At 61.9% G+C, this 20,014-nt stretch carries 19 protein-coding genes and 1 pseudogene; 8 read left to right on the forward strand and 12 right to left on the reverse strand.

Annotated elements, in window-relative coordinates:
* From MOV76_RS25245 to MOV76_RS25255, 3 genes are all read left to right on the forward strand, one after another.
* Positions 1–285: cytochrome c biogenesis protein CcdA (locus MOV76_RS25245; protein WP_309506480.1), on the forward strand; the 285-nt coding region annotated here is incomplete at its 5' end.
* Between the two features lie 242 nt (positions 286–527).
* A complete protein-coding gene (locus MOV76_RS25250; protein ID WP_018241931.1) occupies positions 528–1,463 on the forward strand; it encodes an MBL fold metallo-hydrolase in 936 nt (311 codons plus the stop codon).
* 158 nt (positions 1,464–1,621) lie between these two features.
* Positions 1,622–2,584, forward strand: coding sequence for an AEC family transporter (locus tag MOV76_RS25255; RefSeq protein ID WP_018241930.1), 963 nt, complete (start codon positions 1,622–1,624; stop codon positions 2,582–2,584).
* Here MOV76_RS25255 and MOV76_RS25260 read toward each other — a convergent pair.
* Genes MOV76_RS25260 through cysG form a run of 5 tightly spaced genes read right to left on the reverse strand, consistent with a single transcriptional unit; the run spans position 2,552 to position 7,757 of the window.
* A complete protein-coding gene (locus MOV76_RS25260) occupies positions 2,552–3,763 on the reverse strand; it encodes a UbiH/UbiF family hydroxylase (RefSeq protein ID WP_247265544.1) in 1,212 nt (403 codons plus the stop codon). The two genes, MOV76_RS25255 and MOV76_RS25260, sit on opposite strands and share 33 nt — an antisense overlap.
* Before the next feature lie 38 nt (positions 3,764–3,801).
* Positions 3,802–4,314, reverse strand: a complete 513-nt coding sequence (locus MOV76_RS25265) for a DUF934 domain-containing protein (protein ID WP_018241928.1) — start codon at positions 4,312–4,314, stop codon at positions 3,802–3,804.
* Between the two features lie 10 nt (positions 4,315–4,324).
* Positions 4,325–5,995, reverse strand: coding sequence for a nitrite/sulfite reductase (locus MOV76_RS25270; protein ID WP_247265545.1), 1,671 nt, complete (start codon positions 5,993–5,995; stop codon positions 4,325–4,327).
* 8 nt (positions 5,996–6,003) lie between these two features.
* Entirely contained in the window at positions 6,004–6,318 is a 315-nt protein-coding gene (locus tag MOV76_RS25275) for a DUF2849 domain-containing protein (protein WP_247265546.1), read from the reverse strand.
* 2 nt (positions 6,319–6,320) lie between these two features.
* Positions 6,321–7,757 (reverse strand): siroheme synthase CysG, encoded by a 1,437-nt coding sequence (cysG, locus tag MOV76_RS25280; protein WP_247265547.1) that lies wholly within the window; start codon positions 7,755–7,757, stop codon positions 6,321–6,323.
* 268 nt (positions 7,758–8,025) lie between these two features.
* On the opposite strand from cysG, the gene MOV76_RS25285 reads away from it, so the two are divergent.
* Positions 8,026–8,613 (forward strand): deaminase, encoded by a 588-nt coding sequence (locus MOV76_RS25285; RefSeq protein WP_047621727.1) that lies wholly within the window; start codon positions 8,026–8,028, stop codon positions 8,611–8,613.
* Positions 8,614–8,633: 20 nt separating this feature from the next.
* Positions 8,634–9,479, forward strand: coding sequence for a nucleoside triphosphate pyrophosphohydrolase (gene mazG / locus MOV76_RS25290; RefSeq protein WP_018445443.1), 846 nt, complete (start codon positions 8,634–8,636; stop codon positions 9,477–9,479).
* A 31-nt stretch (positions 9,480–9,510) separates the two neighbouring features.
* Here the strand turns inward: mazG and hflX are convergent, their stop codons facing one another.
* The 7 genes and pseudogenes from hflX to MOV76_RS25325 form a co-directional block, all read right to left on the reverse strand.
* Complete coding sequence (hflX, locus tag MOV76_RS25295; protein WP_018241923.1) at positions 9,511–10,836, reverse strand: GTPase HflX; 1,326 nt, start codon at positions 10,834–10,836, stop codon at positions 9,511–9,513.
* A 77-nt stretch (positions 10,837–10,913) separates the two neighbouring features.
* Entirely contained in the window at positions 10,914–11,156 is a 243-nt protein-coding gene (gene hfq, locus MOV76_RS25300; RefSeq protein ID WP_003539403.1) for an RNA chaperone Hfq, read from the reverse strand.
* 112 nt (positions 11,157–11,268) lie between these two features.
* Entirely contained in the window at positions 11,269–12,132 is an 864-nt protein-coding gene (locus MOV76_RS25305; protein ID WP_247265548.1) for a D-amino-acid transaminase, read from the reverse strand.
* Between the two features lie 66 nt (positions 12,133–12,198).
* A complete protein-coding gene (locus MOV76_RS25310) occupies positions 12,199–13,563 on the reverse strand; it encodes a sigma-54 dependent transcriptional regulator (RefSeq protein WP_018241921.1) in 1,365 nt (454 codons plus the stop codon).
* Positions 13,553–15,823 carry a PAS domain-containing sensor histidine kinase gene (locus MOV76_RS25315; RefSeq protein WP_047621723.1) on the reverse strand — a complete coding sequence of 757 codons (2,271 nt, stop codon included), beginning with the start codon at positions 15,821–15,823 and terminating at the stop codon, positions 13,553–13,555. The genes MOV76_RS25310 and MOV76_RS25315 overlap by 11 nt, the downstream gene beginning before the upstream one ends.
* A gap of 331 nt (positions 15,824–16,154) precedes the next feature.
* A complete protein-coding gene (locus MOV76_RS25320; protein WP_018241919.1) occupies positions 16,155–17,144 on the reverse strand; it encodes an aldo/keto reductase in 990 nt (329 codons plus the stop codon).
* Positions 17,145–17,750: 606 nt separating this feature from the next.
* Positions 17,751–17,956: pseudogene (locus tag MOV76_RS25325) on the reverse strand (nitrogen regulation protein NR(I)); the annotation flags it as partial.
* A 78-nt stretch (positions 17,957–18,034) separates the two neighbouring features.
* Here MOV76_RS25325 and MOV76_RS25330 point away from each other — a divergent pair.
* The 3 genes from MOV76_RS25330 to MOV76_RS25340 all read left to right on the forward strand — a co-directional run bounded on the left by MOV76_RS25330 (position 18,035) and on the right by MOV76_RS25340 (position 20,011).
* Positions 18,035–18,418, forward strand: coding sequence for an EF-hand domain-containing protein (locus MOV76_RS25330; protein ID WP_245484464.1), 384 nt, complete (start codon positions 18,035–18,037; stop codon positions 18,416–18,418).
* Positions 18,419–18,616: 198 nt separating this feature from the next.
* Positions 18,617–19,450 carry a universal stress protein gene (locus MOV76_RS25335; RefSeq protein WP_245498939.1) on the forward strand — a complete coding sequence of 278 codons (834 nt, stop codon included), beginning with the start codon at positions 18,617–18,619 and terminating at the stop codon, positions 19,448–19,450.
* A 204-nt stretch (positions 19,451–19,654) separates the two neighbouring features.
* Positions 19,655–20,011 (forward strand): TraR/DksA C4-type zinc finger protein, encoded by a 357-nt coding sequence (locus MOV76_RS25340; RefSeq protein ID WP_018241915.1) that lies wholly within the window; start codon positions 19,655–19,657, stop codon positions 20,009–20,011.
* The last annotated feature ends 3 nt before the right edge of the window (positions 20,012–20,014 follow it).

A 20,014-nucleotide genomic window follows, 5' to 3' on the forward strand; every position in this document is an offset into this window, starting at 1 on the left:
CTCGGCGCGATCCTCGGCGTTGCCGCCTCGCGCGAGACGGTCGGCTCCGGCGCCGGGCTGCTCGCCATCTATTCGCTCGGCCTTGCCATCCCGTTCTGGATCGCCGCCGGCTTTTCCGGCGCCTTTATGCGGTTCCTGTCGCGCTTCCGCCGCCATCTCGGCACGGTGGAAAAGGTGATGGGTCTCTTCCTCGTGCTCACCGGCCTCGCCTTCCTGTTCGGTTGGGTCAGCAATGTGGCGATCTGGTTCCAGCAGACCTTTCCGATCCTGATGCAGATCGGCTAGGCCACGGGTTGCCGATTTTCCAGGCTATGCAGCAGGCTTGCCGCGTTCGCTGATCTGATCGACTCCGCGCTCATCAGCACGCCGCCGGCAGTAAAAAGCCAGGCCTGCACCTATGCCCTGGTATGGCTTGCCCTGTCCCTCGGCCCCACCCGCCCTTATCCCTCGACCCAATCGATCGCAAATACGCCTCGATGTAGCGTCGTCGATGCCGTGTTGAAGGCGGCGGTCAGAAGGAGACGAACATGAACCTTGAGACAAAGACGAGCCGGGAAAACACCGCACACACCGGCAGACCTCGGCTCGACGAACTGGTTCCGTCGCGCTACGCGGTGCGGGTCGGCGAGATTGAGGTGCTGGTGGTCAGCGATGGAGTGTTACCGCTCCCTACCGCGATGCTGGGCCACAACATCGATCCGTCCGTCCGAGCGACCTGGCTGAAAGACATGTTCCTGCCAACGGATGCTTTCGACTGGGCGCTGAACGTGGTCGTGGTGCGCAGCGGCGACCAGACCATACTCCTCGATGCCGGGCTGGGGATCGACCCTGACTTGCACCTGCCGCGGGCCGGGCAGTTGATCAAGCGATTGGAAGCCGCCGGCATCGATCTGGCGTCGGTGACCGACGTGGTGCTGACCCACATGCACATGGACCATATTGGCGGGCTGCTCGTCGACGGGGTGAAGGACCAGCTCCGTCCGGACCTGCGGATCCATGTGGCGGCCGCCGAGGTCAAGTTCTGGGAGGCGCCCGATTTCTCCCGGGTCTCCATGCCGCCGGGGTTCCCGGACGCGCTTCGGGCGACCGCCAAGCGGTTCGCGAAGGAATATCGCAGCTATTTCCGGCTGTTCGATGACGAGTACGAGGTGGCGCCGGGCGTGGTCGTCCATCGCACCGGCGGCCACACCCCCGGGCACAGCGTGATCCGCGTGGCGTCCGGCGGCGACAGGCTGATGTTTGCCGGCGACGCCGTGTTCGCGGTCGGGTTCGAACACCCGGACTGGTACAACGGCTTCGAACACGACCCCGAGGAGGCGGCGCGCGTCCGGGTCCGTCTTCTGCGGGAACTGGCGGAGACCGGCGAGCAGCTGGTGGCCACTCACCTGCCGTTCCCGTCTGTCGGCCGGGTGGCGGCCGACGGCGACGCCTTTCGCTGGGTAGCGGCCTTCTGGGATTACTGATCGCGTGTTCGGTTGGCGGTAGAGCGTGTACTCAATGAGTCCACGCTCTACCGATTTGTTTTTACGCAATTCCGGACGCAAAACCGCTACACAGTTTCGCTGGAATTGCATAAGTCAGATCCTGACCCGCCGACCATCCCCGCGCACTGGAAGACCTCTTGGCCGATATTGTCAGCCTGCTTTTGCCGTTCTTTGGCCTGATCCTGATCGGTTACATCGCCGCCAAGGCGACCAAGCAGCCGGCCGAAGCGCTCGGCTGGCTGAACACCTTCATCATCTATGCCGCCCTTCCCGCTCTGTTCTTCAAGCTCGTCTCGCGCACGCCGATCGAAGAGCTGACGCGCGTCGATTTCATTGTCACCGATATCGCGGCGACCTATGCGGTCTTCATCCTGCTTTTCGTCATCGGCCGTGTCGTGCGCGGCAATTCGCTTGCCGATTGCACCATCCAGTCCTTTGCCGGCGCCTATGGCAATATCGGCTATATGGGGCCGGGCCTGGCGCTGTTGGCGCTCGGCGAAGGCGCAGCCGTGCCGGTGGCGCTGATCATCTGCTTCGAAAACGCGCTGCATTTCATCGTCGCGCCGGCGCTGATGGCGGCAGCCGGCGACGACAAGCGTTCAACAGGCCAGCTTGTCGCTGATATCGTCCGGAAGGTTGCGCTGCATCCCTTCATCCTGTCGACGGCGCTGGGCTTTGCGGTGGCCGCCTTTGATATCGACCAGCCGCCGGCGTTTCAGCGCCTCGTCGATTATCTCGCCCAGGCGGCGGCGCCCTGCGCGCTCTTTGCCATGGGCGTGACGCTGGCGCTCCGGCCGCTGAAACGAACCCCGGCCGAGATCTCCTATATCGTGCCGGCGAAGCTGATCCTGCATCCGATCGCGGTTTTCATTGCGCTCACCGCGGTTGGTGGTTTCGAGCCGGTCTGGATCCAGGCCGCCGTGCTGCTTGCCTGCCTGCCGACGGCGACCAACGTCTTCGTCATCGGCCAGCAATATGGCGTCTGGCAGGAGCGCGCCTCGGCAACGATCCTGATCACGACGGTGCTATCGGTGGTGAGCGTTTCGCTCTGGCTGATCGTGATCCGATCAGGCCTTCTTCCGCTTCAGCTTTTCCCTTAGCGCATCCGGAATATCGCGGAAGCCGCGGCCCGGCTCGATGCCCTCGCGCATGACGATGTTGCGCAGCGGCGGTATGGCCGAGAGGATATGCAGGCCGGCAGCCCGCAGCATCTGGACAGGCAGGAAATCCGAAAGCAGCGACCGGTTGAGAATATCGACGCTGGCCGTGCGCGTCATGATGTCGGCGCGGCGCCTGCGGTCGAAGCTTTCGCCGGCATCGGCCGGCACCGGCAATTCCGCCCGGTCGCAGAGGATATCGGCAAGCGCCATGATATCGCGCAGGCTGAGGTTCAGCCCCTGTGCCCCGATCGGCGGGAAGACATGCGCGGCCTCGCCGATCAGCGCGATGCGTCCCTTGCCGAAACGATGCGCCATCATGCCGGAGAGCGGCCAGACCTGGACGCCCTCCTCGACGTCAACCTTGCCGAGCATGGATTGCATGCGCGCCTCGACGAGAGCGCCGAGCTCGGCAAGCGGCAATTCCATGCGGCTCGCCGCCTCAGCGGGATCCTGCACCCAGACGAGGCTGGAGCGGCTTCCCGGCAGCGGCACCTGGGTGAAGGGGCCGTGTTTGGTGTGGAATTCGGTCGAGATATTCTGGTGCGGCAGCGAATGGGCGAAATTCAGCACCATGGCAGATTGCGGATAGGACCAGTTGCGAACGGTAATGCCTGAGGTCTCGCGCAGCTTCGAGCCGCGGCCATCGGCGCCGACGGTAAAATCGGCCGACAGCGTCTCGCCGCCGGTCAGCGTGATCGAGACTGAAACGGCTGATATTTCGATCGATTCGGCCATATCGGTGAAACGGGTGATATTGCCCTCGCCGGCCGCAGCTTCTTCCAAAATGCCGGTCAGCGCCTTGTTCGGGAAATTGTAGCCGAAGGCATCGAGACCGACCTCGGCCGCGCGGAAGGTGGTCGTCGGCGCGCGCAGCAGCCGATCGGTACCGTCGACGATGCGCATGCTGGTGAGAGGAGCGGCTGCGGGGCGGAGCTTTTCCCAGAGCGCCAGGCGATCGAGGAAACGGATCGACTGATCCATCAGCGCCGTGGTGCGCCGGTCCTCCTTCGGAGCAAGGGGTGCCACCAGCGCCACGTTGCGACCGCCGCGCGCCAGCGCGATTGCGGCGATCATACCGGCCAGACCGCCACCGATCACCGCCACTTCGAATGTCTTCATGCTATCATTCCGCCATCGTAAAACGGCGGACCGGTCGCTTATGCGGCCGGCTTCGCCTGACGGCGCCAACTATAGCCCTTGCCGGCTTCGGCGTCACGCACCGCCGGCTGATAATGATGGGGAATGGCGGGAAGACGGTTTTCGCCCAGCCGCTTCAGCGCCGTGGCATTGGTGACGGAAAAGCTGTCGATGCCGACGCGCAGCATCAGCGGCACCTGATCGATCAGCACGTCGCCGACGGCGCGCAGCTCGTTGGTGTAGCCGAGGCGCTGGCGCAGCAGCGAGGCATGGCTGAAGGCGCGGCCGTCGTTGAAAGCCGGAAAGGCGACGGCAACGATTTCGAGGCGATAGAGATAGGGCTCCAGCCGGCGCACGTCGTCGGCCGGCTTGATCAGCACGCCGAGGCCGACATCGTTGCTTTCATCGGCCTTGGCGATCAGCTCGTCGAGACCAAGCAGCGGCTTCTGCTCCTCGGTCGCCTTCACCTCATCGGTTTCGATCACCCAGGGATCGTTTTCGACAAAACCGGTTTCTCTCCAGATCTTCGTCATAATCGCCTCCTTATGCCGCTTCGGCGGCCGAGCCGTAGAGCGCAGTCTTGAACGGCTGCGGTCCGACACGGCGATAGGCGGCGAGGAAGTTCTCGGACTGATCGAGGCGCAGGCCGAGATAGGTGTCGACGATCGTCTCGATCGCGTCGGTCACCCGGTCCGGCTCGAAGCCGCGGCCGATGATCTCGCCGATCGAGGTATGTTCGTCGCCGGAGCCGCCGAGGGTGATCTGGTAGAGTTCGGCGCCCTTCTTCTCCACACCGAGCAGGCCGATATGGCCGACATGGTGATGGCCGCAGGCATTGATGCAGCCGGAGATCTTGATCTTCAGCTCACCGATCTCGGCCTGGCGTTCGGCATCGCCGAAGCGGCGAGAGATTTCCTGCGCCAGCGGGATGGAGCGCGCATTGGCAAGCGCGCAGTAGTCGAGCCCCGGACAGGCAATGATATCGGTAATCAGGCCGGCATTGGCTTCCGCCAGATTGATGGCGACAAGGCCGCGATAGACGGCTTCGAGATCGGCAAGCGCCACATGCGGCAGGATCAGGTTCTGCTCATGGCTGACGCGGATTTCGTCGAAGGCATATTCCTCGGCCAGATCGGCGATCGCATCCATCTGCGCATCGGAGGCATCGCCCGGAATGCCGCCGATCGGCTTCAGCGAGATCGTCACCATGCCGTAATCGGGGTTCTTGTGCGGCTGCACGTTCTGCTGGACCCAGCGGGAGAAACCGGAATCGGCCTTCTTCCAGCGGGCAAGGTTTTCCCAGCCTTCGGCGCGTTCGGGCAGATCAGGCGGTGCGAAATAGGCTGATATCGACTGGACGTCCTTTTCCGGCAGCTTGAGCTCGCTATCCTTCAGCGCGGCGAATTCAGCTTCCACCTGGCGCGTCAGCTCCTCGGTGCCGGTTTCGTGCACGAGGATCTTGATGCGGGCCTTGTACTTGTTGTCGCGGCGGCCGTGCAGATTGTACACGCGCACGATTGCCGTGGTGTAGGAGAGCAGGTCTTCCTCGGGCAGGAAGTCGCGGATCAGCTTGGCGATCATCGGCGTACGGCCCTGGCCGCCGCCGACATAGACGGCAAAGCCGATCTCGCCCTTGTCGTTCTTCTTCACGTGCAGGCCGATATCATGAACCTGGATTGCGGCGCGGTCGCGCTCGGCACCGGTGACGGCGATCTTGAACTTGCGCGGCAGGAAGGAGAACTCCGGGTGGACCGACGACCACTGGCGCAGGATTTCGGCGTAAGGACGCGGATCGGCGATCTCATCGGCGGCGGCACCGGCGAAGTGATCGGCGGTGACGTTTCTGATGCAGTTGCCCGAGGTCTGCAGGGCATGCATCTCGACGCTGGCAAGGTCGGCGAGCGCATCGGGAATATCGGACAGTTTCGGCCAGTTGAACTGCAGGTTCTGGCGCGTGGTGAAGTGGCCGTAGCCGCGGTCATAGGTGCGGGCGATATGGGCGAGCATGCGCAGCTGGCGAGAACTCAGCGTGCCATAGGGAATGGCGATGCGCAGCATGTAGGCGTGGAGCTGCAGGTAGACGCCGTTCATCAGGCGCAGCGGCTTGAACGCGTCCTCGGCGAGCTCGCCGGAAAGGCGGCGCTCGACCTGATCGCGAAACTGCTCGACGCGCTCGGTAACAAAGGCATGGTCAAATTCGTCGTAACGGTACATCGTCTTCCTCAGACTGCAATGAATTCGGGATCGGCAGAAGCGTAGCCCGGGGCATATTCCATGGTCGGGCCTTGTGCGCGGATGCGTTCGCGCAAGCGAAGCGGCCAGAGAATGCCGTTGGTTTCCTGAACGTCGACGACGGCGACGTCAACGACCTCGTTGTCGGCATAGGATTTTTTGCCGATCGCCTCCAGCGCGGCAACGGCCTCGGCATGACGGGCAACGAGCGCCTCCTGCAGCGAGGTGGACCACTTGCCGTTCGCATCCAGCCAGACGGCAATGCCGTCCGTCAGCCGGTTGGCGGTCAGAACCTTGTCACCCATATTCAGCTCCTTGCAAGTTCCTCGAGCCGGGCGTTTGCGCGCACCAGGGGCTCGGACAGTTCGAAATTGGCGCCGGCGACCGCATCGCCGATGATGACCATGACAGGCCCGGTCAATTCGTCGCGGTGCTGCAGATCGGGCAGATCGGCGAGCGTGCCATGCAGCAGGCGGCGATCGGCGCGGCTGGCATTTTCGATGACGGCAACGGTCGTTTCGGCGGGAATGCCCGCCTGCATCAGCCGCTCGGCGACAGAGGCAGCAACCGTGCGGCCCATATAGACGGCGATGGTCGCGCCGGAAACGGCAAGGCTTGCCCAATCGGGCAGCACGTCGCCTGTAAGATCATGGCCGGTGGTGAAGACCAGCGAGGAGGCAACGCCGCGCAGCGTCAGCGGCAGCTCGAAATCGGCAGCGGCTGCGAAAGCCGAGGTGATGCCAGGCACGACCTCATAGGTGATGCCGGCAGCGCGCAGCGCGGCCATCTCTTCCCCTGCCCGGCCGTAGACCAGGGGATCACCGGATTTCAGGCGGACGACGCGCTTGCCCTGACGGCCGAGATCGACCAGCAGGTCGTTGATTTCTTCCTGGGACTTCGAGTGGCAGCCCTTGCGCTTGCCGACGGAAAGCCGCTCGGCATCACGGCGGCCCATATCGACGATCGCCTGCGGCACGAGGGCGTCATAGACGATGACGTCAGCTTCCATCATCACGCGCTGGGCGCGCAACGTCAGCAGATCCTCGGCACCCGGACCGGCGCCGACCAGCCAGACGTGGCCGGCGACCTTGTCCATCGCGTGCAGCAGCCGGTCGGCAGCATGGCGGGCCTGCGGCAGGTTGCCATTGGCGACCGCATCGGCGACGGCACCGGAAAAGAAACGGCGCCAGAAGACCCGGCGGGAGACGCCTCTCGGAATCAGTTGGTCGACGGCCTTGCGGTAGCTCGTTGCCAGCCCGGCAAGCCGGCCAAGCGAGGGCGAAAGAAGCTGGTCGATCTGCGCGCGGATCATCTGCGCCAGAACCGGCCCGGCCCCTTCGGTGCCGATCGCAACGGCGACGGGCGCGCGGTTGACCAGCGCCGGCGTGAAGAAATCGCAGTAATCGGGCTGATCGACGGCATTGGCCGGAATTCTGGCGGAACGCGCAGCGTCGACGATGCTGCGGTCGTCGGCTTCATTGCCGGTTGCGGCGAAGACGAGCGCCGAACCCTCGACCTGTTCGGCGGAGAAGGCAGCGCGCACGGTCTCGATACGGTTGGCGATCAGGAACGCGTGGTAATCGGCTTCCGGCCGGTCGGCATAGGCGACAATCCGCGCCTTTGTGTTGAGCAGCAGCCGCACCTTGGCGAAAGCTTCATCGCCATTGCCGAAGACAGCCGTCTTCTGGCCTTCCACGCGAAAGAAGGCGGGAAATACCGAAAGCTGTTCAGTCTTGGTAGGCATCATCAATCCACTTCGAAGTTGCCGGAATATGCCCTTGATCGACAAGGGATTGAAGGAACAGAAATTCGAAAGCCCAAGCAAGCAGGTATTCTTTTGCTCGTGCCGTCAGTGATTTGAGAAAAGTCACCCGTGCTGCCAAAAAGCCGCATATTCCCAGCCCGCTTGCTGCAGTGCAGTATAAAGCCTGTGACAAAAGACGTCCACCGGTGCTTCACGCATTTCACTCGCGCCGCCAAGGCGATAGACTGAGGAAAACTGGAGGGCCCTCATGCCTGATAAGACCATTGCCTCCCGCCTGCTTTCGGTGATGGAAGACGATATCCTGCCGCTGACGGAGCGTGGCGTTTCGCTTGGCAATAAGGTGTTCGGTGCGGCGATCCTGCGGAAATCCGATCTTTCGCTTGTCGTCGCCGAGACCAATAACGAGCTGGAGAACCCGCTCTGGCACGGCGAGGTGCATACGCTGAAGCGCTTCTACGAGCTTGGCGACAAGCCGCCGACCAAGGATCTGATCTTCCTGTCGACGCACGAACCCTGCACCATGTGCATGTCGGCGATCACCTGGGCCGGCTTCGACAATTTCTACTATTTTTTCAGCCATGAGGATTCGCGCGACGCCTTCGCCATTCCGCACGACCTGAAGATCCTCAAGGAGGTCTTCGGACTTGAACCCGGCGGCTATCGCAGGCAAAACGGCTTCTGGAACAGCTTTGCCATCGCCGATCTCGTCGAGACCGAGGAGGCTCCGCTGAAGACCGCGCTGAAGACACAGACCGCCCGCATCAAGGCGCGCTACGACGCGCTGTCGACCAGCTACCAGTCGTCGAAGAGCGCCAACGACATTCCATTGAACTAAGCCCGCTGAACCGAGGCAACATGCAACCTTCCAAAGACATTTCGCGGCTGATCGAGATCATGGCGGCGCTGCGCCATCCCGAAACCGGCTGCCCCTGGGACATCGTGCAGAGTTTCGAGACGATCAAGCCCTATACGATCGAGGAGGCCTATGAGGTCTCCGATGCGATCGAGCGTGGCGATATGGACGATCTCTGCGACGAACTGGGCGACTTGCTGCTGCAGGTGGTCTTTCACGCCCGCATGGCCGAGGAGGCCGGCGAATTTTCCTTCGGCGACGTGGTCAACGCCATCACCGCCAAGATGATCCGCCGCCATCCGCACGTCTTTGCCCGCTCGGCGGCGGATACGCCGGACGCGGTGAAGATCCAATGGGACGAGATCAAGCAGGCGGAGAAACGCGAGCGCGCCGAACGGCGCTCGCGGCGCGGCATCACCGAGGACGTCAACAGCGGCTTCCTCGGCTCGGTGCAGCGCAGCTTCCCGGCCCTGACGGAAGCCCTGAAGCTACAGGAACGCGCCGCCAAGGTCGGCTTCGATTGGTCAGCACCGGAGCCGATCCTCGACAAGATCGAGGAGGAGATCGGCGAATTGCGGACAGCCCTTCGCGAAGGCGATCAGGCAAAGGTCAGCGACGAGCTCGGCGACCTGATCTTCGCGGTCGTCAATATCGGCCGTCACGTCAAGGCCGATCCGGAACAGGCAGTGCGTGGAACGAATACGAAATTCCGTCGTCGGTTCAGCCATATAGAACAGGTTCTTGAAGCAGAAGGCGAGACGCTGAAAGACGCGACGCTGGAGCGGATGGAGGAAATCTGGCAGGCAGCGAAGGCGATCGAGCGGGCTGTGACGTCGGGGGCGGAGTGAGCGGAACGTTGCCACATCCCCCTTGAACGCCTTACCGCTCCCAATCTTCCTTTGAAGACTTCGGTCCATTGCCGATGCGGCGCTCGAGTTCGGTCGCCTCGGTTTCGGAGAGGCGCAGATCAAGCGTGATCGTGCCGTCCTCATTATCCTCACGGCCGTCGACGATCGCATGATCGTAAAGCCAGGGCAGCAGCGCCAGCTTGTCGACCGGAAGGCGGATCGTTGCAACGGTCATCACGCCTGACAGTCTGCGGCTGATCTCTTCCATCAGCGTGTCGACGCCCTCGCCGCTGACGGCTGAAACCGCCACCACGTTGCTGGCGCCGGCCGATTTCTGCACCATGGCATCGTGCACCTCGGGCTCCAGCCGGTCGATCTTATTCCAGACTTCGATCAGCCGCTTTTCGGCTTCGGCCTCGTCGATGCCGAGGTCGTTCAGGATGCGCATCACGTCGGAGCTCTGCGCCTGGTTGTCGGCATCGGACATGTCACGGACATGCAGGATGAGATCGGCTTCCAGCACCTCTTCCAGCGTCGCCCGGAAGGCGGCGACCAGATGGGTCGGCAGGTCGGAGATGAAGCCGACGGTGTCGGACAGGATGACGGTGCGGCCGTGCGGCAGTTTCATGCGCCGAAGCGTCGGGTCGAGCGTGGCAAAGAGCATGTCTTCGGCCAGCACGCCGGCGCCGGTGATGCGGTTGAACAGCGTCGACTTGCCGGCATTGGTATAACCGACGAGCGCCACGATCGGGTGCGGCACCTTGCGGCGTTTGGCGCGGTGGAGCTGGCGGGTGCGCACGACCTGCTCCAGCTCGCGTTCGAGCTTGATGATGCGGTCCTGCAGCATCCGTCGGTCGGCTTCGATCTGGGTTTCGCCGGGGCCGCCCATGAAGCCGCCGCCGCCGCGCTGGCGTTCAAGGTGGGTCCAGCTTCGCACCAGACGGCCCTTCTGATAATTCAGATGGGCGAGATCGACCTGCAGCGTGCCTTCCTTGGTGGAGGCGCGGCGGCCGAAGATTTCGAGGATGAGGCCCGTCCGGTCGATGACCTTGGCGTTCCATTCCTTTTCCAGGTTGCGCTGCTGCACCGGCGTCAACGGATGATCGACGATGACGAGACCGGAATCGCGCTCGTCGAGCAGCGCCTTGATCTCCTCGATCTTGCCGGTGCCGAGCAATGTGGCCGGTCTCGGATCATTGACAGGGACGATCTGGCCATTGACGACATCGAGGTCGATCGCCTGGGCAAGGCCCGTCGCCTCTTCGAGCCGGCTTTCCGGCGTGCGGGTCGAGGCCGATTCGCTCTGGCCGCCGCGACTGCGCGATTTCAGAACCGGCACGACGACCGTCGCGCGCATATCGTCCCTGTGCTTGGCGGCCTCAGGGATGATCGAATCGTTCTTGGTATCGCGTGTCGAAATGACGGCTGATCCTGTTAGGACGCTGCTTCTTCGCTCTCGAACATCTGCATGGGCTGGCCCGGCATGATCGTAGAGATCGCATGCTTATACACGAGCTGCGAATGGCCGTCACGGCGAAGAAGAACACAGAAATTGTCAAAAGACGTAACAACGCCCGTGAGTTTCACGCCGTTGATCAGAAAGATTGTCAGGGAAATCTTTTGCTTGCGAACAGTATTGAGAAATAAGTCCTGAAGATTCTGAGAACGTTCCGCCATCGCGCCGCTTCTTTCTTTATTGCCGACCTGATCTGGCCGGTAGAATATCAATCAACCTCACCATGCGAAGACCGGTGGCATCCTCATTCCACCTGTCCAGCAAATCTTGGTATCAAATCGCAATCTTTTCCGCAACGTCGAAAAAGGCTTCGCGAACTTTCTGCGAAACGCTGCCCGGATGGCCGTTGGCGATGGCCTGACCATCGACGGAAACGACCGGAAAACAAATGCTTGTGGCTGCAGTGAGGAAGACTTCGCGGGCTGCGAGCATCTCCGAAACGGAGAAGCTCCGCTCGGCGATCTGCAACCCCAACTTGGCTGCGACATCCATCAGAGTCGTGCGGGTAATGCCGCGCAGAATGCCGTGTTCGGCCGGGCGCGTCACCAGCGTTCCGTCCGGATCGACGATCCAGACATTGGTCGCCGCCCCTTCCTTCACCATGCCGTCGCCGTCGACATAGATCGCTTCCTGGGCGCCGGCCTCCTTGGCTTGCTGGCGGGCCATGGCATTCGGCAGCAGGCCGACGGACTTGATGTCGACGCGGTCCCAGCGATTGTCGACAACGGTGATCGCCTTGATGCCGTTGGCGTTCTTGGCGGCGATGATCTTGGCATCGGTGCTCTTGGCGGTAATGACCAGCGAGGGCGGCGTTCCCTCGGCCGGGAAGACGTGATCGCGGCGGGCGACGCCGCGTGTCACCTGCATGTAGAAAAGCCCGTTGCGGACATGGTTGCGGCGCAGCGTCTCGCGAATGACCTGCGTCAGCGCCGCCCGGCCCATCGGCCAGGCGATGCGCAATTCACCGAGCGAACGGTCGAGACGGTTCAGATGGCGCGTGAGATCGACGATATAGCCGTGGCGCACTTCGCAGACCTCGTAGACGCCATCGGCAAACTGGTAGCCGCGATCCTCGATATGCACGCTGGCATCGGAATGCTTGACGTAACGGCCATTCACATAGGCAATTCTCGGCATGGGAAACCTGGTCTTCCGGGAAGCAATATATAGGAGGCGGCGCGGCCTCGGCCGCGCCGGATACAATCAGACGCCGAGCGACTTCAGCTTGCGGTGCAGCGCCGAACGCTCCATGCCGACGAATTCCGCGGTGCGAGAGATATTGCCGCCAAAGCGGTTGATCTGGGCGATCAGATAATCCTTCTCGAACATCTCGCGGGCTTCGCGCAGCGGCAGCGTCATGATGTGATAGTCGTTCTTGGCGGACACCTTCGGCAGCATGTCGCCGAGATCGGTCGGCAGCATGTCGGCGGTGATCGGCGCATCCGGGCCGTCGGTGCGGGCAAGGATCATCAGCCGCTCGATATTGTTGCGCAGCTGGCGGATGTTGCCGGGCCAGTCGTGCGCCTGCAGCACGGCCATGGCGTCGTCGCCGATGCGGCGCGGACGGATGCCGGCCTGCTCTGATATCTGGCGCATCAGCTGATCGACGAGGAAAGGAATGTCCTCGCGCCGTTCGGCCAACGCCGGCACACGCACCGGTACGACGGCAAGGCGATGGTAGAGATCCTCGCGGAACCAGCCCTCGGCGATGCGGCTCTCGAGATTGTAGGCGGTCGAGGAGATGATGCGGACATCGACCTTGACACGCTTGGAACCGCCGACCCGCTCGAACTGCTGATCGACCAGGACGCGGAGGATCTTGTTCTGCGTTTCGCGCGGCATTTCGCCGACTTCGTCGAGATAGAGGATGCCGCGATGGGCTTCCTCGAGCGCGCCGATCTTGCGCGCCTGGCCGGGCGTGCCCTCGGTGCCGAACAGCGCCACCTCCATGCGTTCGGGCGTGATGTTGGCGGCGTTGATCGCAACGAAGGGGCCGTTGGCACGGGCCGACTTCTTGTGGATCATTCGCGCCACCAGCTCCTTGCCGGAGCCAGAGGCGCCGAGGATCATGATGCGGCTGTTGGTCGGCGACACCTTCTCGATCGTCTGGCGCAGCTGCGAAACGGCGACCGATGTGCCGATCAGCTCCAGTGCGTCGCCGGTGCGGCGCTTCAGCTCGGAAACCTCGCGCTTCAGCTTGGAATTCTCCAGCGCGCGTTCGGCGATCAGGATCAGCCGGTCGGCCTTGAAAGGCTTCTCGATGAAATCGAAGGCGCCGCGCTTGATCGCCGAGACGGCGGTCTCGATGTTGCCATGGCCTGATATCATCACGACGGGCAATTCCGGATGGCGGGTCTTGATCTCGTCGAGTAGCGACAGGCCATCGAGCTTGCTGCCCTGCATCCAGATATCGAGAAAGATCAGCCGCGGCACGCGATCGGAAATTGCCGCCAGCGCGCTGTCGCTGTCATGGGCGGTGCGCGTCTCGTGCCCTTCGTCGGAGAGAATGCCGGAAACGATCTCGCGAATATCATGCTCATCGTCGACGACGAGAATATCAGAAGCCATAAACGCTTTCCTTGTCATTGGCTGCGGGGGCAGCAGGCGTCGGATCCAGGCGTGGCAGATGCACGCGGATCATGGCCCCTCTTCCCCGGTCAAAATCGGCGGGCGCATCATGCAGCTCGAGCTGCCCGCCATGTTCCTCGATGATCTTCTTGACGATGGCGAGGCCGAGGCCGGTGCCCTTCTCGCGCATCGTCATATAGGGTTCCAGAATGCTGTGGCGGTTCTCCACCGGCAGGCCGCGGCCATTGTCGATCACGTCGACGGTGAAGCGGTCGCGGCCGGCATCGAGTGCGGCGCGCACGAGAATCTTGCGTTCGTCCCGCTCGTCGCTCGGCACCGCCTCGATCGATTCCACAGCATTCTTGATGAGATTTCCGAAGGCCTGGCCGAGCATGCGACTGTCGAACAGGCCCTCCAGCGGCTGCTCCCCGAAATCCTGCTCGAAGGTGACGTGATGGTTGCCCATCTCACGCAAGAAGATCGCGTCGCGCAGGATATTGCGCAGGTCGCTCGGCTCCTTGGTCGGCTTCGGCATGCGGGCAAAGGCGGAGAATTCATCGACCATGCGGCCGATATCGCCGACCTGGCGGATGATCGTATCCGTGCACTGGTCGAAGACGGTCCGGTCGCCCGGATCGATCTGCTTGCCGTAGCGGCGCTGGATGCGCTCGGCGGAAAGCTGGATCGGCGTCAGCGGGTTCTTGATCTCATGGGCGATGCGCCTGGCCACGTCGCCCCAGGCAGTCGAGCGCTGGGCGATGACGAGATCGGTGATGTCGTCGAGCGTGATCACGTAGGATTCGCTCATGTCGCGCACTTCCTCGCGGGTGACCTGCACGCTCAGCGTCCTCACAGTGCCGCCGCGCACCAGCGCAATCTGCTTGCGGAAATCGCCGCGATAACGCACCGCCGCCTCGGTCAGCACCTGATCGACCTCCGGCGCGATGTCGACCAGCTGCTTTCCGAGCATTTCGTCGGCCGACAGCGACATCAGCGTCTCGGCCGAGCTGTTGACGATGGCGATGCGGCGGTCCTGCTCGACGCCGATGACGGCGGCGGTGACGCCCGATAGCACCGCTTCGATGAAACGGCGTCGGTCGTCGACCTCGTCCTTGGCCTCGAGGATCTCGTCGCGCTGGGTGCGGATTTCCGAGATCATCTTGTTGAAGGTGCGCGAGAGATTGGCGACGTCGCCGTCGACGGCATGCACCGGCACGACGATATCCATATTGCCCGATGCAACGCTGTCGGCCGCCGTGATCAGCAGGCGGATCGGCCGGACGATGCGGTCGGCGACGGCGATCGCAGTCCAGATCGCCGCCAGGAGCACGATCAGCGCGAAGCCGATGTAGAGCACGGCAAAAGCGATCTGCAGCGAGAAGCGGTTGGCCTCCATCGAGCGGTATTCGGTGGCGTTCTCCTCCATCATGCGCATGGCGCCCATGACCTTGGGATCGACGGCGCGCACCGTATAGAGAAAGGTGCTCTGGATGGCATCGAGCTTGATGATAGCGCCGACGAGATTGGTAACGCCGGGCGGGATCAGCGTCGGCTGGCCGGCGGCGGCCTTTTCCAATGCGTCCTGCGGAATGGCCGGCAGCGGCTTTTCGGTGGCGATATCTGCCTGGACGATCACCGAGCCGTCGCGCTCGACGAGGAAGGCGCCAAGCAGGCCGCGGCCCCTCGCCTGGCGGGTCATCAAGTCGGCAAAGCCCGTCCTATCGAGGCTGTAGAGCGCGCGGTTGCGCTCCAGGTCGTTGGCCATGGAGACCGTCTGCCCCTGCAGGTAGCTGGCATTCTCCATCATGTAGGCCTGGCCGATATTGCGCGACGAGCTGACGATCGACTGGGTGCGCAGGGCAAACCAGCGGTCAAGGCCGGCATTCAGCGTGATACTGGCAAAGATGGCGACGAGGATCGCCGGCGTGATCGCGACGATCGAAAAGAGCACGACGATGCGGATATGCAGGCGGGCTGCGGCACGGCCGCGGGTGCGCGCCTTCAGCAGCCTTGCTACCTCGCGAGCGATCAAGGCGAGCAGCGTCAGGACAAAGAAGGAATTGACGATCACCGAGGTGATGACGACATGCGACGTCGGCGCGATCGGCGTCAGGCCGAGCAGCACGAAAAGCGTGGCCGTGGCGCAGAGAAGCGCGCCGCCGGCGAGCACGAGGCCAGGCACAGCAAAAAGGGCGCGGCGATCGGTCACCGTCGTCACCGTCTCGCCCGCCGCCGCCGGCGATACCCCATCCTGCGTCATTCGGCCTCTCTTCGGACGGCACCTGCCGCCCTCGCCATCAATCGAAACCAAGCAACGCCGGCTCAGAAAGCCAGCGTCGCAACGACTCGATCGGGAGCGAAATACCTAAACCCTTGCGTGACCTTTAAGCAACGCATTGTGGCGAAAATGCAACGCGTCTCGTCACGTTGTCAAGCCGTGCTTCCCTCGACGAGCCTTAATCTGACCCGTCGAGGGAAGTTGTTTCACCTGAAGCGCGTCGCAATCTTTCAGATCGCTCCTCGCGCTTTAGGTCTTTGTTTGACGCATGTTCGTTAGCGCAAAACCGCTGCACACTTTTGCGCGACATGCTTTAGAACCGACGTGGTCCTTCGGGCTTGTTTCCGACGATCGTGTCGATCCGGTCCAGCACGTCAGACGTCACCTTCTCTCGGTGTGAGAGGGCCGCGAGATTGTCCTGCAACTGGCTGGCGCGCGAGGCTCCAAGAATGACGGTCGAGACGTTCCGGTTGGCAAGGCACCACAAAAGGGCGAGATGCGTGATCGATATCCCGATCTCGTCCGCGAGCTTTGCGAGTTCGCCAACTTGTTTGAGCTGGGCCAGGCCGGCATCGCTCGACCACTTTTCCTTCAGCCATTCATAGCCCGGCAGGTTCATACGGCTGTCGGCCGGCACACCGTTATTGTACTTGCCGGTCAGGACGCCCGAGGCGAGCGGTGACCAGATCGTGGTGCCAAGGCCGATCAGGTCATAGAGCGGCAGATAGTCGGACTCGACCTTCTGGCGTTCGAAGATGTTGTACTGCGGCTGCTCCATGGTCGGCGGCGTGATGCGCAAGTCCCGGGCAACGGCGTAGGCTTCTGTCAATTGCTGCGCCGACCATTCCGACGTGCCCCAATAGAGCACCTTGCCCTGGGCAACGAGATCGTGCATCGCCCGGACTGTTTCCTCGATCGGCGTGTCGATATCCGGGCGGTGGCAGAAGTAAAGGTCGAGGTAGTCGACCTGAAGCCGCTTGAGCGCTGCGTGGCAGGCGTCGGTCACATGCTTGCGCGACAGGCCGCGCTGCGTCGGCTTCTGGCCTCCCCAGAAGACCTTGCTGGAAACGACAAAGCTGTCGCGGCTCCAGCCAAGCCTGCTGAGCGCCTCGCCCATCACGATTTCGGACTTACCGCTCTCGTATCCTTCGGCATTGTCGAAGAAGTTCACCCCGTTGTCATAGGCAAGCTTCATGAGGTCGACGGCGTCGCCTCCATTGACCTGCTTGCCGAACGTGACCCATGAGCCGAAGGAGAACTCGCTCACTTTCAGGCCCGACTTTCCCAAACGTCGATATTCCATCATGCAACTCCCGTAAATTATGAATATGTGCCGGTCTGTCACCGGGGTCGGTGTCGCCCGATTGATCGACGACCGATTCGCGTAATCTATGGCATGCTCAACGATATGCGAGGCTCAGCCCGGCAAGTTGACCAAAACACAATGTCGCAGTTCCCGTCAGCCCGACTGTAAAGAAAAGGGCGCTCCACGACATCAGTCGGAGCGCCCGTGGCATGCGATCGACGACGTTTGCGGCGGAGGTCGATAGCAGCGACCGCAGAATGATGAGATTCGGAACGGATAGGCAACATGCGATTGGTATCTGCGACGTTATCGCCCGCTGGTTGATCGTGTCGTCCACCGGATATCCACAGCTTATCCACAGGCATGGCGACGACGACCGCAGCAACTTCAATGACATTCGCCTGGCGCCAAATCACTCCTCACAAATGCTTATGTGACTGTTGAATGACACCGCACCTTTGTTTGTCTGCTTGGATATAAACCGCGACCTGGCTCAGATAGGCTCACCTCTCCTCCCGACCGTGGCGGCGGACGCCGGGAGGGGTGGGCGGTGGGCAAACATGAGGGCCCGCCGCCTTCTTTTTATCGCGCCCCCGAGCGAGCTCAGGCGGTGCGGGAGCTTCTGTAGACCGAGACGCCAAGTTCCCTGATCTCCTTGCGCAAGGTGTTGCGGTTGAGACCGAGAAGATCAGTGCGGCGAGGATCAGCGGATATTCCATTTCCGTCAGCACACGATCATAGAGGCCGGGCGGCGGCAGATTGTCCCCGAAGCCTGCGAAGTAGCACAGGCAGTTTGATCCAACGCAACGCTTGAATCCGGCATTCGTCGTATCTCTAAAAGCAGCTCCATAGTCATGGAGGATACTGGCTCAAAGAGGAGATGCAGAATGTCCATGTTCAGACTGCCAACTATCACTGTGCTGGCCTTGCTCGGTGGCGTCGGTGCCGTGGGCATCGCGTCCGCCCAGACGAAAAGTCCAGACTCGGCTCAGTCGGAGGTTAAGCCCGCGGCCGAAGGATCGGAAATGATGCCCGGCATGATGAGCCGCAACATGATGTCATCGGACATGAATGAAGGAATGCGCATGATGGGGCCAATGCGCGGTCATATGATGAAGATCATGTTCGTCGTCGCCGATACCAACGGGGACGGCGCAATTTCTTTCGAAGAGTTGACCGCAATCCACAAACGCGTCTTCGACGCGGTCGACGCAAACAATGACGGCAAAGTCACACCTGAAGAAATGCAGGCGTTTATGCAGGACATGTGACCGGCGCCTCGGCATTTGCCACCCCATGTGAGCAGCGACCACCAACTCCAGGTGCAATGCTCCTTCGGGGCCAGCCTTCCGCGGCGCCGTGCCAAGACCAGAGAAGCCGGAGCGCCGGCAATTGCGTTACATCAATGCCGACTTGCGACGAATGGAATAGATTGCAATCGTGACAGTCCGCGAGAGATGGAGCAGGACATGACGGCACAATATTTTCTCCCGCTGGCAACATATCCCGATTCAAGTTCCGGATTGATCATTTCGAACGCTGTAGCGTTTGCTGGGTACTACGGTGCAAATCTTCACGCCTGCGCGCTAAGGGTCGAGATCCCGCACATTCCCAACGCCTGGTCGTCGTTGCTGCTCGATACTCCACAGATGATCGAGCATGCCGAGACTTTGAGCCGCGATCGCGCCGCAACCCTGGTTGCCGCGGCGACCAACCTCGCAGCGAACGCCATGGTTGAATTATCTTGTCGAACGGTCAAAACCACCTTGCCTCTATTGCACGAGACGGTGGCCACGGAAGCAAGGTTCTTCGATCTGGCTATTCTCGAATGTATCGCGGACGTTCCGGATACCCGTATTGTCGCCGAAGCGGTCATATTCGGATCCGGCCGGCCAGCCATCATCTTTCCCAACAAGACCCTTGCGGGCCCAATCGACCATCTGGTCATCGCCTGGGACGGAAGTCGAGCCGCCGCTCGGGCCGTCAGCGATGCAAACCCATTCATTCACAAGGCCAAACGGGTTTCGGTCCTATCTCTGACGGGCGAAAAGCCGCTGCCGGAGACAACCGGGGCGCATCTCGCTGAGATCTTGGTTTCGAGCGGCGTCAATGCAAGCGCAACGGTCACTCGCTTTACTTCGTCATCGACCGGTCAGAGCATTCAACAAACAGCACTGGAACTGAGCGCCGATATGCTGGTCATGGGAGGATTTGGACACTCGAGGTTGCGAGATTTCGTCCTGGGCGGAGCAACCGATGGCGTCTTGGAAAAGCCTCTGCTGCCGGTGCTCATGTCACATTGAAGGAAACTGCCCGCATGGGTCTGTGACCTTCTTCTGCCCGAGTCACGGCCGTGGGCGAAGCCAATGTAAAGCGGTATACTGCAAGTTGGCTCTTCGGACAAGGAAGCCTGGACACTCGCGGACCGAAAGCTACTTCCCGTCAGGGACGAAATTCCCCGCAAAACAAGGTGTCGGTCACGAACATAGGCCGGCTGGAGAGCGATCATGCAGAAGCAGTCCTCCTCGCAAACGAGGCAGTATATCGAAAAGCACAAGGCGATCCTTGAGCAACGCCGGCGCGAGCTAGAAACCCGCCTGCAAGCGATCGAGAATGATTTCGAAGAACCTCGGAATCCTGACGATGATGATCGTGCCACAGAGCGAAATAACGATGAAGTCCTGGAAGAACTCGGCGAAGCTGGACAAAAGGAGCTCCTCGCCGTCCAAGCGGCGTTGGACCGGATTGAAGCCGGAACTTTTGGCACATGTGTGAAATGCAGCAAGCCGATCGGCGAGAAGAGGCTTGACGCCGTCCCCCACACACCTTTCTGTCAGTCTTGCGCTCAGTCGTTTGAAGCCTGAGTT

This window comes from Rhizobium sp. PRIMUS64 (assembly GCF_023006465.1).
GTDB classification, from domain to species: domain Bacteria; phylum Pseudomonadota; class Alphaproteobacteria; order Rhizobiales; family Rhizobiaceae; genus Rhizobium; species Rhizobium leguminosarum.

Coding starts and splice junctions, on each gene's coding strand:
- cysG (WP_247265547.1), bottom strand. CDS start 7,757: ATGCCTACCAAGACTGAACAGCTTTCGGTATTTCCCGCCTTCTTTCGC.
- MOV76_RS25270 (WP_247265545.1), bottom strand. CDS start 5,995: ATGTACCGTTACGACGAATTTGACCATGCCTTTGTTACCGAGCGCGTC.
- MOV76_RS25265 (WP_018241928.1), bottom strand. CDS start 4,314: ATGACGAAGATCTGGAGAGAAACCGGTTTTGTCGAAAACGATCCCTGG.
- MOV76_RS25275 (WP_247265546.1), bottom strand. CDS start 6,318: ATGGGTGACAAGGTTCTGACCGCCAACCGGCTGACGGACGGCATTGCC.
- MOV76_RS25330 (WP_245484464.1), top strand. CDS start 18,035: ATGTCCATGTTCAGACTGCCAACTATCACTGTGCTGGCCTTGCTCGGT.
- MOV76_RS25285 (WP_047621727.1), top strand. CDS start 8,026: ATGCCTGATAAGACCATTGCCTCCCGCCTGCTTTCGGTGATGGAAGAC.
- MOV76_RS25340 (WP_018241915.1), top strand. CDS start 19,655: ATGCAGAAGCAGTCCTCCTCGCAAACGAGGCAGTATATCGAAAAGCAC.
- MOV76_RS25315 (WP_047621723.1), bottom strand. CDS start 15,823: ATGACGCAGGATGGGGTATCGCCGGCGGCGGCGGGCGAGACGGTGACG.
- hfq (WP_003539403.1), bottom strand. CDS start 11,156: ATGGCGGAACGTTCTCAGAATCTTCAGGACTTATTTCTCAATACTGTT.
- MOV76_RS25320 (WP_018241919.1), bottom strand. CDS start 17,144: ATGGAATATCGACGTTTGGGAAAGTCGGGCCTGAAAGTGAGCGAGTTC.
- MOV76_RS25250 (WP_018241931.1), top strand. CDS start 528: ATGAACCTTGAGACAAAGACGAGCCGGGAAAACACCGCACACACCGGC.
- hflX (WP_018241923.1), bottom strand. CDS start 10,836: ATGCGCGCGACGGTCGTCGTGCCGGTTCTGAAATCGCGCAGTCGCGGC.
- MOV76_RS25335 (WP_245498939.1), top strand. CDS start 18,617: ATGACGGCACAATATTTTCTCCCGCTGGCAACATATCCCGATTCAAGT.
- mazG (WP_018445443.1), top strand. CDS start 8,634: ATGCAACCTTCCAAAGACATTTCGCGGCTGATCGAGATCATGGCGGCG.
- MOV76_RS25310 (WP_018241921.1), bottom strand. CDS start 13,563: ATGGCTTCTGATATTCTCGTCGTCGACGATGAGCATGATATTCGCGAG.
- MOV76_RS25305 (WP_247265548.1), bottom strand. CDS start 12,132: ATGCCGAGAATTGCCTATGTGAATGGCCGTTACGTCAAGCATTCCGAT.
- MOV76_RS25260 (WP_247265544.1), bottom strand. CDS start 3,763: ATGAAGACATTCGAAGTGGCGGTGATCGGTGGCGGTCTGGCCGGTATG.